Genomic DNA, 15,033 nt, shown 5'->3' on the forward strand with positions numbered 1-15,033 from the left:
TGGTTCCTGTCGAATGACTAACGAGTTGTTTGATAAGAACAAAGCATTTGCTTCCTAGCCTACTGAAGTGAGTGTGTTACCAAGCTCGGTTACGAGTTAAATATAAGTCCGGGGTCCGCTTCGTTTTTTAGAAGAGAGTGCCTAGGACACCGTAGATGTTAAACGGGGACCTTTCATAACGAAAAGTTCAAATTAATATGTCCGGGTCCCCTTCGTCTAGAGGCCTAGGACACCGCCCTTTCACGGCGGTAACAGGGGTTCGAATCCCCTAGGGGATACCAATTTTAATCAAGGTTTATCGAAACTTTGGTTAAAGACAATAAACCACCTTAGGGTGGTTTTTTTGCGTCTAAATTTTGAGTATTTAATAGAAACCCACGCGATTAATTTACGATTGGTATTATGAGTCGAATTTACCCATCCAATCATATGACGATTAATAATGCTTCGAGGGCTTATCCCACGGGCTGCAACTCTGTTCACTCACAGCATCAGATTTGTTAGCTGTTTACGCCTAACCCTGTTTTAAGCCATTGCTAGAATCGAACTTGCTGAGTGTTCAATGCATTGGCACTCTGAATGCTGCTGCGAACGCAATTACTTTATCTCGTATCCCCAAACTAGTGTTGTGTGCAGTGAAAATCTCGCAGTATCTATTGTGGCTGATGTGTAGAGTGGAACTGGCTTGTGGCTTTGGATAAGGTGAATCCGAAGAAAGGGCTATTGCTGCGAAATTTATTTGAGAGAGAAGGCGACACTCAAGACTGTTCAGTGTCGCCTTTTGTTATTTAACTTTTGGCTTACTCTACACCTAAGAATCCACCGGTTTGGTGGGCCCAGAGCTGGGCATAAATACCGCCTGCGGCGATAAGTTCATGGTGCGTGCCTTGTTCTACGACTCGGCCTTGGTCTAGTACTATTAGTCTGTCCATTGCGGCAATGGTTGAAAGCCGATGGGCAATAGCGATCACTGTCTTACCTTGCATTAATTCGTATAAACTTTCTTGAATTGCGGCTTCGACTTCCGAATCCAGTGCTGAAGTCGCTTCATCAAGCAGCAAAATCGGCGCATTTTTCAGTAAAACCCGCGCAATGGCGATACGTTGCCTTTGGCCGCCAGAGAGTTTAACACCGCGTTCCCCCACTTGAGCCTCTAAGCCATGATTGCCGTTAGGGTCGCTCAAGCTTTGAATAAAATCATAGGCTTGTGCTTGTTTTATGGCACTGTCGAGTTGTTCTTCACTGGCACTGGGGTTACCGTAGAGAATGTTTTCACGAATAGTACGGTGTAAGAGTGAGGTATCTTGGGTCACCATACCGATTTGTGAGCGTAGCGAATCCTGTTTAACGGTTTTAATGTCTTGGTCATCAATGTAGATATGACCCTTTTCAACGTCGTAGAATCGCATTAATAAATTCACTAAGGTGGATTTACCCGCACCAGAGCGACCCACTAAACCGACTTTTTCACCCGCTTGAATATTTAGATTGAGATCCTCAATCACACCGACCTGCTCACCATAATGAAAGCTAACCTGATCAAATGATATTTTTCCTTGATTAACAATAAGATCACTAGCATTAGGTTCATCTTGGATAATTGTCGTTTTTGATAATGTGTTCATACCATCGGTAACTGTGCCGATATTTTCAAATAACGAGCTGATTTCCCACATGATCCACTGTGACATACCGTTTAGGCGCAGGGCTAAACTCACCGCAATCGCAATTGCACCTACTGTAATGGCGCTCTCGGTCCAAAGCGCAATCGACACAGCGGCAATACTAAAGGCCAATAGGTAGTTGATGATCTGCACACTGACACTGATCCCTGTGACTAAGCGCATCTGGCGATAAACCGTATCTAAAAATATCCGCATGCTGGATTTTGCATAGTCAGCTTCTTTTTGCGTATGAGCGAATAGTTTGACCGTGGTGATATTGGTATAGCTGTCGACAATGCGGCCCGTCATGGTTGAGCGCGCGTCGGCCTGCTCGGTGGAAACCGTTTTTAGCTTAGGTACAAAGTACCATTGCAACCCTATATATAGAGCTAACCAAACCAGCATAGGCAGAACTAAGCGCACGTCGGCACTGGCGATCATCACCAGCATAGAGGTGAAATACACTAAGATGTACACCAACACATCGAGCAGTTTCATCACGGTTTCGCGCACTGCTAAGGAGGTTTGCATCACTTTAGTGGCTATACGACCAGCAAAGTCATTCTGATAGAAGGATACGCTTTGCTTAAGCAGGTAGCGATGTGCCAGCCAGCGGATCGACATGGGATAATTGCCAAGCAAGGTTTGATGCATGATAAGCGCATGCAACAACACCAATATCGGCATCACAATTAAGACCATAGCCCCCATCAGCATTAAGGTTGTGCCTTCGTCTTCAAATAGGGTTTGTGGGTCTTTATTGACAAGCCAATCGACCAATTGGCCCATAAATCCGAACAGTGACACTTCGAGCATGGCCAGCATGGCGGTGAGTACTGACATTAAGATCAAGGGGCGCTCGTAGCCTTTGGTGTAGTGTCGACAAAAGGCATACACCCCAGTGGGTGGCTTAGTGGGTTCATCATCGGGAAGGGCTTCCACCCAAGATTCGAATCGTTTAAACATGAATTGGCTCTATTGGTGAGATAAAAAATAGTCGTGTCTAGCATATAGGATTTTATGTCTTAACAGCATTGAAATGATTGAGTTCCGTTTTCCGCTAGTTCTATAGGGTAGATTTACGTAAAGTAATGAACAAGGTTTTAATTGTGAGCGAATATTGTCTGGTGTTATGAAAATTAATCCAAGAATTGTATCTGAAGCATCTTGCTTGGCTGGAGCCGATGTAAGCTTATTATCGCCAGCAGTTTGTCGTGAGGCACGTCTGAGCCGAGATCCGCGCTTTGATGGTAAGTTTTTTGTAGGAGTTTTCAGTACTGGGATTTACTGTCGCAATGTGTGTCCCGCCGTTGCTCCAAAAGAGCAAAATGTTCGTTATTTTGACTCAGCAATAAAAGCTTCGCACGCGGGGTTGCGGCCCTGTTTGCGTTGCAGACCGGATAGTGCGCCGGGTTCTAATCCATGGAAGGGCACGGGCACGACTTTAGAGCGGGCCATTAGGCTTATTGATGCGGGGGCACTTTATGGCGACACAGCGTTAACCGTGACGGAGCTTGCCGATAAGTTGGGGATCAGTAGTCGGTATCTTAATAAGCTTTTTACTGAAGGTTTCGGTACATCCCCAAAACAATACGCACTATATCGGCAATTATTGTTTGCAAAACAGCTGTTACACCAAACCCAGTTACCTATCACTCAAGTGGCACTGGCATCGGGCTTTAATAGCATTCGTCGTTTTAATGAGGCGTTTAAACAAACCTTACAATTGACGCCGACTCAGTTAAGAAAGACCGCAGTAACTAAAGCGGCAAAGGAGCAGGGTATTGATTCTGCAACCGAATTACATAAGATTGATGCTATGGGTGAATGTGTGTCGCACTATGGATTAACCCTATTTCAGTATTACCGTCCGCCGCTGGATTGGGCATCACAACTGGCATTTTATCAATTGCGTGCAGTTACTGGAATGGAATGGTTCGCACCGCAGAGCGGTGCTCAACAAGCTGGCAGTGTCCGACAAGATAGTGCTGAGGTACAAGTCACCAATGATGGGCTCGAATATGGTCGCAGTTTTGCGCTAAAAAGAATGCGCGGCACAGTACACATTGCCCATGAGCCTAAATTAAATCGCTTTAAACTCTCGATTGCATTGACTGAAGATTCCCATGTAGAGGAGTTACAACGGTTAGTGACTGAGGTGCGGCGTATTTTAGATCTCGATGCAGATATGCAGCAGATAGAACAGAGCTTAAGTGCGTTACCACGTCTAGGATTAACCCCGCTGAGCGGCCTGCGTATTCCTGGGGCAGGTTCGTTATTTGAAGCGGTTTGCCGCGCAATTTTAGGTCAGCAAGTGAGTGTGTTGCAGGCAACTAAATTACTCAATCAATTGGTTGAGGCCTATGGTGAGCGCTTTAGTCTTAATGGTTGCGAATATCGTTTATTTCCCACCGCTGAAACCATCCGAGATGCGAGTTTAACTGAGCTTAAAATGCCGGGTGCGCGCAAACTCGCACTCAATGCCCTCGCGGCGTTTATCTGCGATCATCCTGAGGCGAGTGTCGATGATTGGCTCAGTGTTAAGGGCATCGGCCCTTGGACGATTGCGTATGCCAAGCTTCGCGGTTTAGGTGAACCAAACGTGTTTTTGCATACCGATTTGATTGTCAAAAAGCATTTGCTTGCTCTGTATGCGAACACCAATCAGCTTGATGAATCCGAGGTGGAAACAGTGAACTATCCCCAATTGTGCCAGCAGTTAAGCGCTGACATTGCGCCCTGGGGCAGTTATTTAACGTTTCAGCTTTGGCATCAATAGCGACCTAAAGCGATTTAAATTGATAGAGATAAATGTAAGACATAAATAGAGAGATAAATTATGAAACACGCTATTCGTCAATTGATCCACGCGCCGAGTATTGCAGAGTATCAGCCCTGCGCCGTGGATACTTTTATCAGCCCTGCCGGTTTGTTGCAGCTCAACGCCAATGCTTATGGGTTGACTCATTTAACGGTTGTTGGCTCCAATCGCACTGATATTGCGCTTGCTAACGTGAGTGACGAAGCCCTAAATCAAGCCAAGGCACATATCCGTGAAACTCAGGCGCAGCTTGCACGTTACTTTGCCGGTGAGCTGGTTGAGTTTGATTTAAAACTCGCGCCCAAGGGTACTGAATTTCAGCGTGACGTGTGGCAAGCCTTGCTCAATCTAGAGTACGCTCAGAGCTGTAGCTATGCCGATATCGCACAACAAATAGGTCGTCCTAAGGCTGTGCGTGCCGTGGGTGCTGCCAATGGCGCCAATCCCATCGCGATTATTGTGCCTTGCCATAGAGTCATAGGTAAAAACGGCAAATTAACCGGTTATGCTTATGGACTTGAGATGAAACAACAGTTGTTAATGCTGGAATCGGCAAGCACGGGCGCGAGTTTTACGCTAGAATAGCCGCCATATTCGTTATTGATGAGCTATTACATTTTCTATGACCCAAGCTTCTTCTCCTGTGGCAAGCTTTGCCAAACTCGGTATTATTGCGCCACTTTTGAATCGACTCTCTGAGTTAGCCTATGTTTCACCCACGCCTGTGCAGGTGGCAACCATTCCTGCTGTACTTGCGGGGCGTGATGTATTAGCGGGCGCCAATACCGGTTCAGGCAAAACGGCAGCCTTTGCTGTGCCTTTACTGCAGCAGTTAGTTGAAGCTAAAACGGATGATAAATCTGGGTCTTATATTCGTTGTCTTGTGTTGGTGCCAACGCGCGAACTAGCGCAGCAGGTTGCCGATAGCTTTTTATCCTATGCATCACATTTGAATGGCAAACTGAAAATAGTTGCGGCTTTTGGTGGTGTGTCTGTTAATGCTCAGATGCAAAGTCTGCGCTCCGGCGCCGATGTATTAGTGGCCACGCCGGGGCGTTTGTTGGATCTACTGTCGAGCAATGCCATCAAGCTTAATCGCGTTAGCGCCTTAGTGCTCGATGAAGCCGATCGTATGTTAAGCCTTGGGTTTACGGAAGAATTGACTCAAGTGCTTGAAGCCTTACCTCCTAAGAAACAAACCTTGCTATTTTCGGCGACGTTCCCTGAAGAAGTGCGCGAGTTAACCGCCAAGTTACTTAAAAACCCGCTTGAATATCAATTGCAAAGTGAGCAGGAAAGTACTATTGAGCAGCGAGTTTTCACTGTTAACCGTCCAATGAAAACGGCATTATTAGCGCATCTGATTAAAGAGCATCAATGGTCACAGGCGCTTATTTTTGTGAGTGCAAAAAATACCTGTAATCATCTTGCGCAAAAATTGTCTAAACGAGGGATTAGTGCCGAGGTATTCCATGGCGATAAAGCCCAAGGTGCGCGTACGCGGGTGCTCGATGGTTTTAAAAATGGTGAAATAAGTGTATTGATTGCCACGGATATCGCCGCCCGTGGGATTGATATCGATAAACTGCCCGTTGTTATTAACTTTGATTTACCAAGAAGCCCCGCCGATTATATGCACCGTATTGGCCGTAGCGGCCGCGCCGGTGAAGCGGGGTTAGCGGTGACGCTGATTTCCCATGAGGATTATCACCACTTTGGGGTGATTGAAAAAAAGAACAAACTTAAGTTAGTGCGTGAGCAAATTGTCGGTTTTGAAGCGGATGATGAGATGCCAGCCGAACTGTTAGAACAAGTTAAGCCTATGGCCAAACCCGAAGGGACAGGTAAAAAAAAACGTAAACGGTTACCGCCTGCCAATGTTGAATTTTGGGACAAAAAATCTTAAGTCGTTGGAAAGGCTACTATAAGCTAATCTTAACGTTAGTTGTTATCTCACTTGTGGGAGTTGTATGCAGCATTTATTCTGGTTGGTAGAAGGGCAGATTGCCGGTCGCAGTGGCCCCAATAAAGATCCTTGGGATTTAACTGAGTTGAAGGCGGCAGGCATTGGTGCCGTGCTGTCGGTCAATGGTGGTGAAGGCTGCGAACCTAACAGCTTTAAAGACTTGGGTTTACGTTATGAATGTATTCCTTTTTCACGTAATGTGCCGCCTCACGATGGGGATATCGCGATTTGTGTCGCCCAATTACCCCGGGCTTTGGCCTTTATTCAGCAGTGTGAGGCCGATAATATTCCCGTCGTTATCCACTGCCGCTCGGGTAAGGATCGTACTGGACTCATTATGGCCTATTATTTAATGGTCAATGGTGCCGCGCCTCTTCATGCAGTAAGCCAAGTGCGCAGTATTCGTGATATTGCATTTACCGCCGAGGGCTGGGATCAGTTTGCCTTTGACGTATTGTATGCATTGCAGGAGTAATTCAGTTGCAGGTCGACTTTTCGCCTGCTAATACAAGATAGATTTAGTTTCATTTGACCTTAGTCATCTCTTTTTGCTGTGATAAGGTTAATATACTGGCAGGTTACATTGAGAGAGTTATAAATTCAATGATGAAAAGTAAGGCAAATCAGTCACAAGGCTTACTCCTTTTTCGGCTATCCCAATCCCAAGTTTTTGCTTTGGGCACGTTAAAAGTGCGTGAGTTGGTGCCTTATACACCACTAAACAAAATTCCCCAATCACATCCCACGATTCTTGGGGCTGCAACTATCCGCGGCCATACTATTCCCGTGATTGATATGGCGGCAGCTATTGGTTATCGGCCGATTACGGTGGAAGAGCGGGAGAGTTGCTATATCATCATCACAGATTGTCAACGGATGATTATCGGCTTCTTAGTGCGTGGTATTGATAAGATCATTGAATGCAATTGGCGAGATATTGAGGCGCCGTCTGCTAATTTGGGTAAAAATGCGTTTTTAACTGGCGTAACCCGTTTTGAAAATCAACTTGTTCAGTTACTCGATGTCGAACTCTTATTATCTAAAGTATTCCCCGATAATCCTGAGGCTAATCGCGCTATTTTGACCGATGTGCAGCGTGAAAAATTAAAACCGATGAATATTCTGCTTGTCGATGACTCTAAGGTGGCTCGTAAACAGTTGTCGGATGCCCTCGATATGATCAATATTTCTTACCGAGTGACGGCTGATGGTAAAGATGCACTGGCGATAATGGAGCAGGCTGCCGCTGAGCATCATCCGATTGATATCTTAGTTAGCGACATTGAAATGCCTGGGCTTGATGGGTATGAATTAGCGTTTGAGGTGCGTGATAATCCGCAAACGGCAAATGCTTATATTATTTTGCATACTTCGCTTTCCAGTGAGATCAGCGTGAGTCAGGCTCATCAAGTGGGTGCCAACGAAGCACTGACTAAGTTTGATGCCCATGAACTGATCGATGCTATGTTGCGTGGCGCCGATTTGGCCACGAAAAAGTCAACCTAAGCTGATTATTGGATTTTTGTAGGCTTTTTGCGGCGAGAGGGTAATTTAGTTTACTTATTTCCCTGCAAAACTAGACAAGTCCCGCCACATCCTATAAAAACCTTATTGGCCTCAAATCCGAAGGCGTGGGTTGAGTTATCTCGGCCGAAATATAATAACGATAGGTTAAGTCATGAAACAAGAATCATCACTTTTAGCTAAGTTGGCTAATGGCAGTCTGGTATTGCAAATTCTATTTGGGATAGTCGCGGGGGTTATTCTTGCGAGCTTTTCACAGGATGCGGCTAAGCAAGTTGCGTTTTTAGGTAATTTATTTGTGGGGGCATTAAAAGCAATTGCTCCCATTTTAGTTTTTATCCTTGTGGCATCTTCTATTGCCAATCAAAAGAAAAATACTCAAACCAATATGCGCCCGATTGTGGTGCTCTATCTATTTGGGACCTTTGCCGCGGCGTTAACGGCTGTTATTTTAAGCTCGATTTTCCCAACTAATTTGATATTAGTTGCGGGTATTGAAGGTACCAGTCCGCCTCAGGGAATTGGTGAGGTCATTAATACTTTGCTCTTTAAGTTAGTGGATAATCCAGTTAATGCGCTGATGACGGGCAACTATATTGGTATTCTTGCTTGGGGTGTTGGTTTAGGCTTAGCACTACACCATGCCAATGATTCGACTAAGCAAGTGTTTGCGGATATGAGCCATGGTATTTCGCAAATGGTACGCTTTATTATCCGTCTTGCACCTATTGGTATTTTTGGTTTAGTGGCGGCAACCTTTGCCGAAACGGGTTTTGCTGCAATTGCGGGGTATGCGCAGCTATTAGCCGTATTACTGAGTGCGATGGCAATTATTGCACTGATTGTTAATCCACTCATTGTTTACGTAAAAATTAAGCGTAATCCTTATCCTTTAGTGCTTCGTTGCCTGCGTGAAAGCGGGGTAACGGCATTTTTTACTCGCTCTAGTGCGGCGAATATTCCTGTGAATATGGCGCTGTGTGAAAAGCTCAATCTCAATGAAGACACTTATTCAGTTTCTATTCCCCTTGGTGCGACCATTAATATGGGCGGTGCGGCAATTACCATCACAGTGCTGACGTTAGCGGCTGCTCATACACTTGGTATTCAAGTCGATTTACCCACGGCTTTATTACTGAGCGTGGTCGCCGCTATTTCGGCTTGTGGAGCTTCTGGTGTCGCGGGGGGATCATTATTACTCATTCCTCTGGCTTGTAGCTTATTTGGTATTTCCAACGATATCGCCATGCAAGTTGTGGCAGTGGGCTTTATTATTGGTGTGGTCCAAGATGCCGCTGAAACCGCGTTAAACAGTTCGACCGATGTGATTTTTACCGCAGCAGCCTGTGAAGCTGCCGAAAACAAAGCTAGACTTGGGTAAAGTGCTGTTATTAATGTAAGAAGAAAGTATCATAGGAGCAGTCACTTAGGTGGCTGCTTTTTTTATGGGAGTAGTTATGATCCTTTTTGATTTTAGAACGTTAGATGCCGCGAAGCCTTGGTATAGTGTGAGTGATACTGTTATGGGTGGTTTATCCCGCAGTAAAATGACACTTTCACCCTCAGGCTATGGGGTGTTTAGTGGGCATGTGTCGCTCGCCAATGGCGGTGGTTTTGCCTCGGTTCGTGCTGAGTTTACGCCTATTGATCTAAGCTCTTATACTGGAGTTTACCTCGATCTCGATGGCAGTCGAGCCAAACACTATAAAGTGAATCTTAAGGATGTAGGTACTCCTCAAAGTACCGTTTACCAAGCCCCTATGCCAGCTCCCTGTCATCAAGTCTTTGGTCTTGATGCAACGAGCGCACTTAACTGGCAGCGTATTGAAATCCCCTTCAGTGATTTTTTGCCCCAATGTCGGGGAAAACCTATTTCCCGTGTGGCAATAGACTTAAGCCAGCTTTGTAGCCTAGGGCTGGTGATTGGTGCCCAGCAGAGTGGTGATTTTTCGTTAAAGATTAAAACGATTGGCTGCTATTGATGGTGAGTGGGTATGTCACATAATCAATTGCAGTCAGCCGATAAGGATAAGATTGCCTCTTAATACTTAAGCGCCAACGATCCCTAAGGGGCGGGCATCTTCCCATACGCCGCGGGTAAAATCAGGGAAAGTCACTGAATTACTGCGATCATTAACCGATTGCTCACTTAAAATATTGACCACTGACCAAGAGGCTGCATCGTACACATCTTGATCTAATGCCTCACCATTACGTAAGCAATACACCATTCGCCACAACATCACAAAATCCATTCCACCGTGACCACCGTTGATCTCAGCTTCTTTGCCTATGCGTTTCCATAGGGGATGATCGTATTTGTCGTACCACTTTTGCATATCCATATCCCATTCATGATAGCTTTTTCCAAAGCCTCCGAGTTCAAGTGCAATGCGATTAGGGAAACCCGCAAACACGCCATTTGTTCCTTGAATAAGATTATGACGGCTGTAAGGTCTCGGCGTTGTAGTGTCATGTTGCACCATGATAGTTCGACCTTTAATGGTTTTAATCAGGCTGGTATTAATATCACCATTAATGTACTTGAGCTGATTACGCCCATGATCGGCGGTGAATATTATGCATAGCGCTTCCTGCATTATTTTTTGTTATGTAGGGGTATTGGCTTATTTGTTATATCAGAAACCCCATTAGAATTGGCAATAAAAGATGTAAAAAGCTCGTTCATTAGAGCAGCTAAATCATTTCGCTATCTTTACTTTAGCGATAGGTAAATAGTGATAAAGATCGCGTTTTTATTTTTAGATTAAGTTACACTGCCGATTAATTAGTCAAAGGTATTTATCTTTTATATTTTAAATATTTAGCAAATTTAAATTAACCAAAAAGTTACATTTCACGGTCGATTTGACGTAATTTGCTTCGGTGGGGAGTAAAGAGTTAAATGGGTTCTATGCTTAATGTATTACCACAACTGACTTTCACTTTAGGTGATTGGGTATTGCATAAGGATATCAGGATGTCTGGGATTGAAAAACGCCGTCGCCTTCACTGGCGGGAGACAGATATGCAAAATCGTGAAATTATTGGTCGTTGGCTGGATGAACGTCCTTTATTAGGTGACAAAATCACCCTGTATAAAGAGGACACCAAGTATTTTTTAGAAACATGGTTTAGCGATGGCTGCCATAGTTTAGATGAAGTCCTTATGACAGATACGTCTGAAGGTCATAAAGTAGAAGATGTGGGCGGTAATTTTTTTGGTGAGTTTTTTATTGTTACCCCAACACAGCAACTGCAATTTTGTAATGAGCAGGGCTGCTATTTCCAGGTTGACAAATTAATGGCTGATATCGATTTTGGTCAGCGAGTCGCTTAAGTTTATTCACTTATTCTGTATCTAAAAGGTCGCCTTAAAGGCGACCTTTGTGTTTATTTGGCATCATTATTCATTAAAAGGATGTTTGCTGCTAAAGCTCATAGCCTTACTTGAATAGGGATGGCTAAAACTAAGGCTTTGGGCATGTAAGCATAGACGGGGTTTGGCGGCGATCACTTCTGCATCACCGTAAAACTCATCGCCTAAGATAGGATGCCCTAAGGCAAGCATATGTACTCGGAGTTGGTGGGTTCGGCCAGTTTCTGGAGTGAGTTCAACTAAGGTGCTGTTTTCCCTACGTTCCAATACGCGATAATGGGTAATGGCGCTCTTACCGCCGGGTTCTCCCACTAGCAGCGCTTTTTGATAGGGAGGATGCTCACTGTCTGGCGCAATAGCCAATGTGATCATTCCCTGTTCCTGCGGCATATACCCCATTACCTCGGCAATATAAATCTTCTTACTTTGCCTATCCTGAAACTGAGTTTTTAAATGCGACTCGGCTTTTTTATTACGGGCGAACACCATAATACCCGAGGTCGCGCAGTCGAGCCGATGCACTAAAATCGTTTCTGGATATAGGGCTTGTAAGCGGGTTAACGCGCAATCAGAGGTGTGAGCCGCTCGACCCGGATTAGACAATAATCCAGAAGGTTTATTGATAATAATCAAGTCTCTATCTTTATAGCGGATGTCTAGCCAGGGAACTGCTGGGGGCTGGTAATCAAATATCTGCATCTTGTCCTCATCTTTACGCGGCAATACTAGCAAAATTTCCGAGGGTAAACAGCCATTCTCTATATCCATTACCTTGTTCAGGAGATCTTGTTCTAATCACCGGGCTCTGATTATCGCTCCTCTAACAAAAGAGGCGCTACAAAATATTCTTGAAAGAGGACGGGGTAAATTGCAGGGCGGTTAAAATTTTGCCAGCCATAATCGGAATTTCATACCTAGAGTGGAAGTGACCCCTGATGTGACATAACGAATTTGTCCTTCATTGTCGACAATATAAATGGCTGGAAATGCCATAGCCCCCCAAGCGTGACTTTGTGCTCCGTTATCATCATTTAACACGGGAAAATGATATTGATGCTCTGCCATAAAAGATTGAACTTCTGTATCGCTGCCAGATGCAACCGCAACGGAAATGACCCTGTGACTTTCACTTACGCTTTCAACCATAGGGGAGGTGATGCGACACACTGGGCACCAAGTTCCCCAAAAATACACTAGCGTCGGCGTGGTATTGTTAGTCGATAGCGCAAGTTGAGAACCATCGATAGCGATCCCACTTAAGGCCGGTGCTGGCCCCGTTACCATATCCCGCTGCAGATAACTCCCCATGACATAAAACACTATGCTAATTAGGGCGAGATCTCGAAGTTGCTTTAACCAAAACTGAGGACTTTTCAATCTTTGTTGCCAGCTTGGTTTTGGTATTGGATTGGATGGAGTATTAGGTGATATCACATTGCGTTCTTATAGTCAGTGGTCATGAAAGGGATCCTATCAACAAGGAGCATCAGCTTAGGCCTGTTGGCTTAAATGAGCCAGATTGATCCCTAAGGCAAAAATTCAGAGGGTGTTTTACGGCTCCATATACGGGTATAGGCCATTAATTGTGGATAAAAAGTGCGGAACGCTGTTTCGATTTCTATCTGCATTTTATTGAGCACTTTATGGGCATCTTTAAACAACGCTGCCTGTGGATGCTGCTTTGCCACTTGTGCTAAGGCTTGTTGTAATCCTTTTTCCGTGGTGTAGCTGCCAAGCCAGTCTTCGCTGCGCATCGTGGGTAGGAGCTTAAATAGTGCCTCTGGATGATATTTATCAACGCCTTGCGCAGCAAAAGTATCTAAAGCGTCATAGGCCTTGCTGCTAAATTCATCCAAAGGTTGGTGGTGATATTCTTCCCAGTAGTAGGCTAAATAGTGATCGAAACTTACTGCCATAAGCTCTGTTGCTATGCTTCTTAATGGCGCAGGAAAGGATTCCATTAACTCTATGGTGAGTTCGTGGCTGGCACAGAGTGTATTAATCTCTTGGTTTAGCCATAAAGCTTGGCGTAATTCAATGGGTGCTTGCGCAATTGGTGCTTGAATATAGTTACCCGTCACATTAGCTGCAAGGTGGGTTTTACTGATGTCGGCGAGATGTAAGTGCGTAAGAAAATTCATATTTTGTGCTTGGTTAACCACGTCGGTTCACGGTATCATGCACAGCCGCGCTTAGGAAAGCGCGGAAGCTAAAAATACTGTATTTTTTCACTTTTCATTGATAGCCACTTTTTATTCACCATGAATAATCCTAGCTAGTCTAAACGCTGATATAGCAATCAATAGACAAAAAGTGAAATTAAATCAATAACCTTTTTTAGGATCATGGATGATGTGGAACTGGTTCCGTAAAGTTTTCGGTAAAACCGAGCAGCCTAAGCGCAAAAAAGTGCTTGTAGATATTCCCTTTGAACAACACAGTTTCAGTTTGGATGATTTTGCCCGTTCGCGACCTAAATTCCATGCCGATGACAATCTGTCCCAAGATGACGTAACCCCTGCGGAACCAGATCGAGAAGTTGAGGCTGGCAATAAGTCATCTTGATCTTATTGGCCTCTAACCATAGACTAGCCGCCGTTCTAAGCTACCTAGAGGCCAATATGCGCGTTGCAGACTTTTCTTTCGATCTCCCCGATGAGCTGATCGCTCGTTATCCTATGGCGCAGCGTAATGCATCACGTCTGTTAACCTTAGACGGCAACTCAGGCGCCTTAGGCGACAAACAGTTTACCGATCTGCTGGCAATGATAAATCCCGGCGATTTAATGGTGTTCAACAATACTCGCGTGATCCCCGCACGTATGTTTGGCCAAAAGGCCAGCGGCGGCAAGTTGGAGATCTTAGTCGAGCGTATGCTCGATGATAAGCGTATCCTCGCCCATGTTCGCAGCTCAAAATCCCCTAAAGTCGATTCGTTAATCCATCTTGACGGGGGCTATCAAATGAAGATGGTTGCCCGCCACGATACTTTGTTTGAACTTGAGCTGTTATCTGAGTTAACCATCTTAGAAGTACTCGACGCGGTAGGGCATATGCCATTACCTCCTTATATCGATAGACCCGATGAAGATGCCGACAAAGAGCGCTATCAAACGGTTTATAACCAAAACCCAGGTGCGGTTGCGGCGCCTACTGCGGGCTTACATTTTGACGATGCCATGCTCGAAGCATTAAAAGCCAAGGGCGTCAATATTGCCTTTGTGACTTTGCATGTGGGCGCGGGAACGTTTCAGCCGGTGCGCGTTGATACCATTCTTGAACACAAAATGCATTCCGAGTGGGCGAATGTGCCGCAGGATGTAATCGATTTAATCGCGCAAACTAAAGCTGCGGGTAAACGTGTTGTGGCAGTGGGAACAACGTCAGTGCGCTCACTCGAGAGTGCGGCGCGTGCAAGCCTTGGTGAGCTTAAAACTTTTAGTGGCGATACCGACATTTTTATTTACCCTGGTTATCAATTCCAAGTTGTGGATGCGATGGTGACAAATTTTCATCTGCCTGAATCGACTTTGATTATGTTGGTCAGCGCTTTTGCAGGTTTTGATCATGTGATGACGGCGTATCAACATGCTATCACCCAAAAATATCGTTTCTTTAGCTACGGCGATGCCATGTTTGTGACGAAAAAAGCCCACTAAACTAAGATTTTGTTTTAAAA

The 15,033-nt window shown here is 45.0% G+C and carries 14 protein-coding genes, 1 tRNA gene and 1 pseudogene; 11 read left to right on the forward strand and 5 right to left on the reverse strand.

Going from position 1 to position 15,033, the window contains the following annotated elements; genetic code table 11:
• The first annotated feature begins 205 nt into the window (after window positions 1-205).
• Window positions 206-281, forward strand: a tRNA-Glu gene (locus L2744_RS16135).
• A 519-nt stretch (window positions 282-800) separates the two neighbouring features.
• Here the strand turns inward: L2744_RS16135 and L2744_RS16140 are convergent.
• Window positions 801-2,630 (reverse strand): ABC transporter ATP-binding protein, encoded by a 1,830-nt coding sequence (locus tag L2744_RS16140; protein ID WP_248992886.1) that lies wholly within the window; start codon window positions 2,628-2,630, stop codon window positions 801-803.
• A gap of 166 nt (window positions 2,631-2,796) precedes the next feature.
• Between L2744_RS16140 and L2744_RS16145 the strand changes: the two genes are divergently transcribed.
• From L2744_RS16145 to L2744_RS16175, 7 genes are all read left to right on the forward strand, one after another.
• Window positions 2,797-4,443, forward strand: coding sequence for a DNA-3-methyladenine glycosylase 2 family protein (locus L2744_RS16145; protein ID WP_248992887.1), 1,647 nt, complete (start codon window positions 2,797-2,799; stop codon window positions 4,441-4,443).
• A gap of 60 nt (window positions 4,444-4,503) precedes the next feature.
• Window positions 4,504-5,070, forward strand: coding sequence for a methylated-DNA--[protein]-cysteine S-methyltransferase (locus L2744_RS16150; RefSeq protein ID WP_248992888.1), 567 nt, complete (start codon window positions 4,504-4,506; stop codon window positions 5,068-5,070).
• Window positions 5,071-5,107: 37 nt separating this feature from the next.
• The gene (locus L2744_RS16155; RefSeq protein WP_248992889.1) at window positions 5,108-6,391 is read left to right on the forward strand and encodes a DEAD/DEAH box helicase; all 1,284 of its coding nucleotides are present in this window, start codon (window positions 5,108-5,110) and stop codon (window positions 6,389-6,391) included.
• Window positions 6,392-6,455: 64 nt separating this feature from the next.
• Entirely contained in the window at window positions 6,456-6,926 is a 471-nt protein-coding gene (locus L2744_RS16160; RefSeq protein ID WP_248992890.1) for a phosphatase domain-containing protein, read from the forward strand.
• Between the two features lie 131 nt (window positions 6,927-7,057).
• Entirely contained in the window at window positions 7,058-7,957 is a 900-nt protein-coding gene (locus tag L2744_RS16165) for a chemotaxis protein CheV (RefSeq protein ID WP_248992924.1), read from the forward strand.
• Between the two features lie 172 nt (window positions 7,958-8,129).
• Window positions 8,130-9,356: a serine/threonine transporter SstT gene (gene sstT / locus L2744_RS16170; RefSeq protein WP_248992891.1), complete on the forward strand. Its 1,227-nt coding sequence runs from the start codon at window positions 8,130-8,132 to the stop codon at window positions 9,354-9,356.
• Window positions 9,357-9,432: 76 nt separating this feature from the next.
• Window positions 9,433-9,957, forward strand: coding sequence for a CIA30 family protein (locus L2744_RS16175; protein WP_248992892.1), 525 nt, complete (start codon window positions 9,433-9,435; stop codon window positions 9,955-9,957).
• 66 nt (window positions 9,958-10,023) lie between these two features.
• On the opposite strand, the pseudogene L2744_RS16180 reads toward L2744_RS16175, so the two are convergent.
• Window positions 10,024-10,551 (reverse strand): annotated as a pseudogene (locus L2744_RS16180) (alpha-N-acetylgalactosaminidase); the annotation flags it as partial.
• A 329-nt stretch (window positions 10,552-10,880) separates the two neighbouring features.
• On the opposite strand from L2744_RS16180, the gene L2744_RS16185 reads away from it, so the two are divergent.
• A complete protein-coding gene (locus L2744_RS16185) occupies window positions 10,881-11,315 on the forward strand; it encodes a hypothetical protein (protein WP_248992893.1) in 435 nt (144 codons plus the stop codon).
• 66 nt (window positions 11,316-11,381) lie between these two features.
• Here L2744_RS16185 and L2744_RS16190 read toward each other — a convergent pair whose 3' ends face one another.
• From L2744_RS16190 to L2744_RS16200, 3 genes are all read right to left on the reverse strand, one after another.
• Window positions 11,382-12,053: an RluA family pseudouridine synthase gene (locus tag L2744_RS16190; protein ID WP_248992925.1), complete on the reverse strand. Its 672-nt coding sequence runs from the start codon at window positions 12,051-12,053 to the stop codon at window positions 11,382-11,384.
• A gap of 180 nt (window positions 12,054-12,233) precedes the next feature.
• On the reverse strand, window positions 12,234-12,731 hold the full coding sequence (locus L2744_RS16195) for a protein disulfide oxidoreductase (RefSeq protein ID WP_248992894.1): 498 nt from the start codon (window positions 12,729-12,731) through the stop codon (window positions 12,234-12,236).
• A gap of 149 nt (window positions 12,732-12,880) precedes the next feature.
• Complete coding sequence (locus tag L2744_RS16200) at window positions 12,881-13,495, reverse strand: acyl carrier protein phosphodiesterase (protein WP_248992895.1); 615 nt, start codon at window positions 13,493-13,495, stop codon at window positions 12,881-12,883.
• 208 nt (window positions 13,496-13,703) lie between these two features.
• Between L2744_RS16200 and L2744_RS16205 the strand changes: the two genes are divergently transcribed.
• Both L2744_RS16205 and queA read left to right on the forward strand, forming a co-directional pair.
• Window positions 13,704-13,919, forward strand: a complete 216-nt coding sequence (locus L2744_RS16205; protein WP_248992896.1) for a hypothetical protein — start codon at window positions 13,704-13,706, stop codon at window positions 13,917-13,919.
• A gap of 56 nt (window positions 13,920-13,975) precedes the next feature.
• Window positions 13,976-15,013, forward strand: coding sequence for a tRNA preQ1(34) S-adenosylmethionine ribosyltransferase-isomerase QueA (gene queA, locus L2744_RS16210; RefSeq protein WP_248992897.1), 1,038 nt, complete (start codon window positions 13,976-13,978; stop codon window positions 15,011-15,013).
• Window positions 15,014-15,033: the final 20 nt, after the last annotated feature.

This window comes from Shewanella profunda (genome assembly GCF_023283765.1).
In the GTDB taxonomy this organism is placed as follows: domain Bacteria; phylum Pseudomonadota; class Gammaproteobacteria; order Enterobacterales; family Shewanellaceae; genus Shewanella; species Shewanella profunda.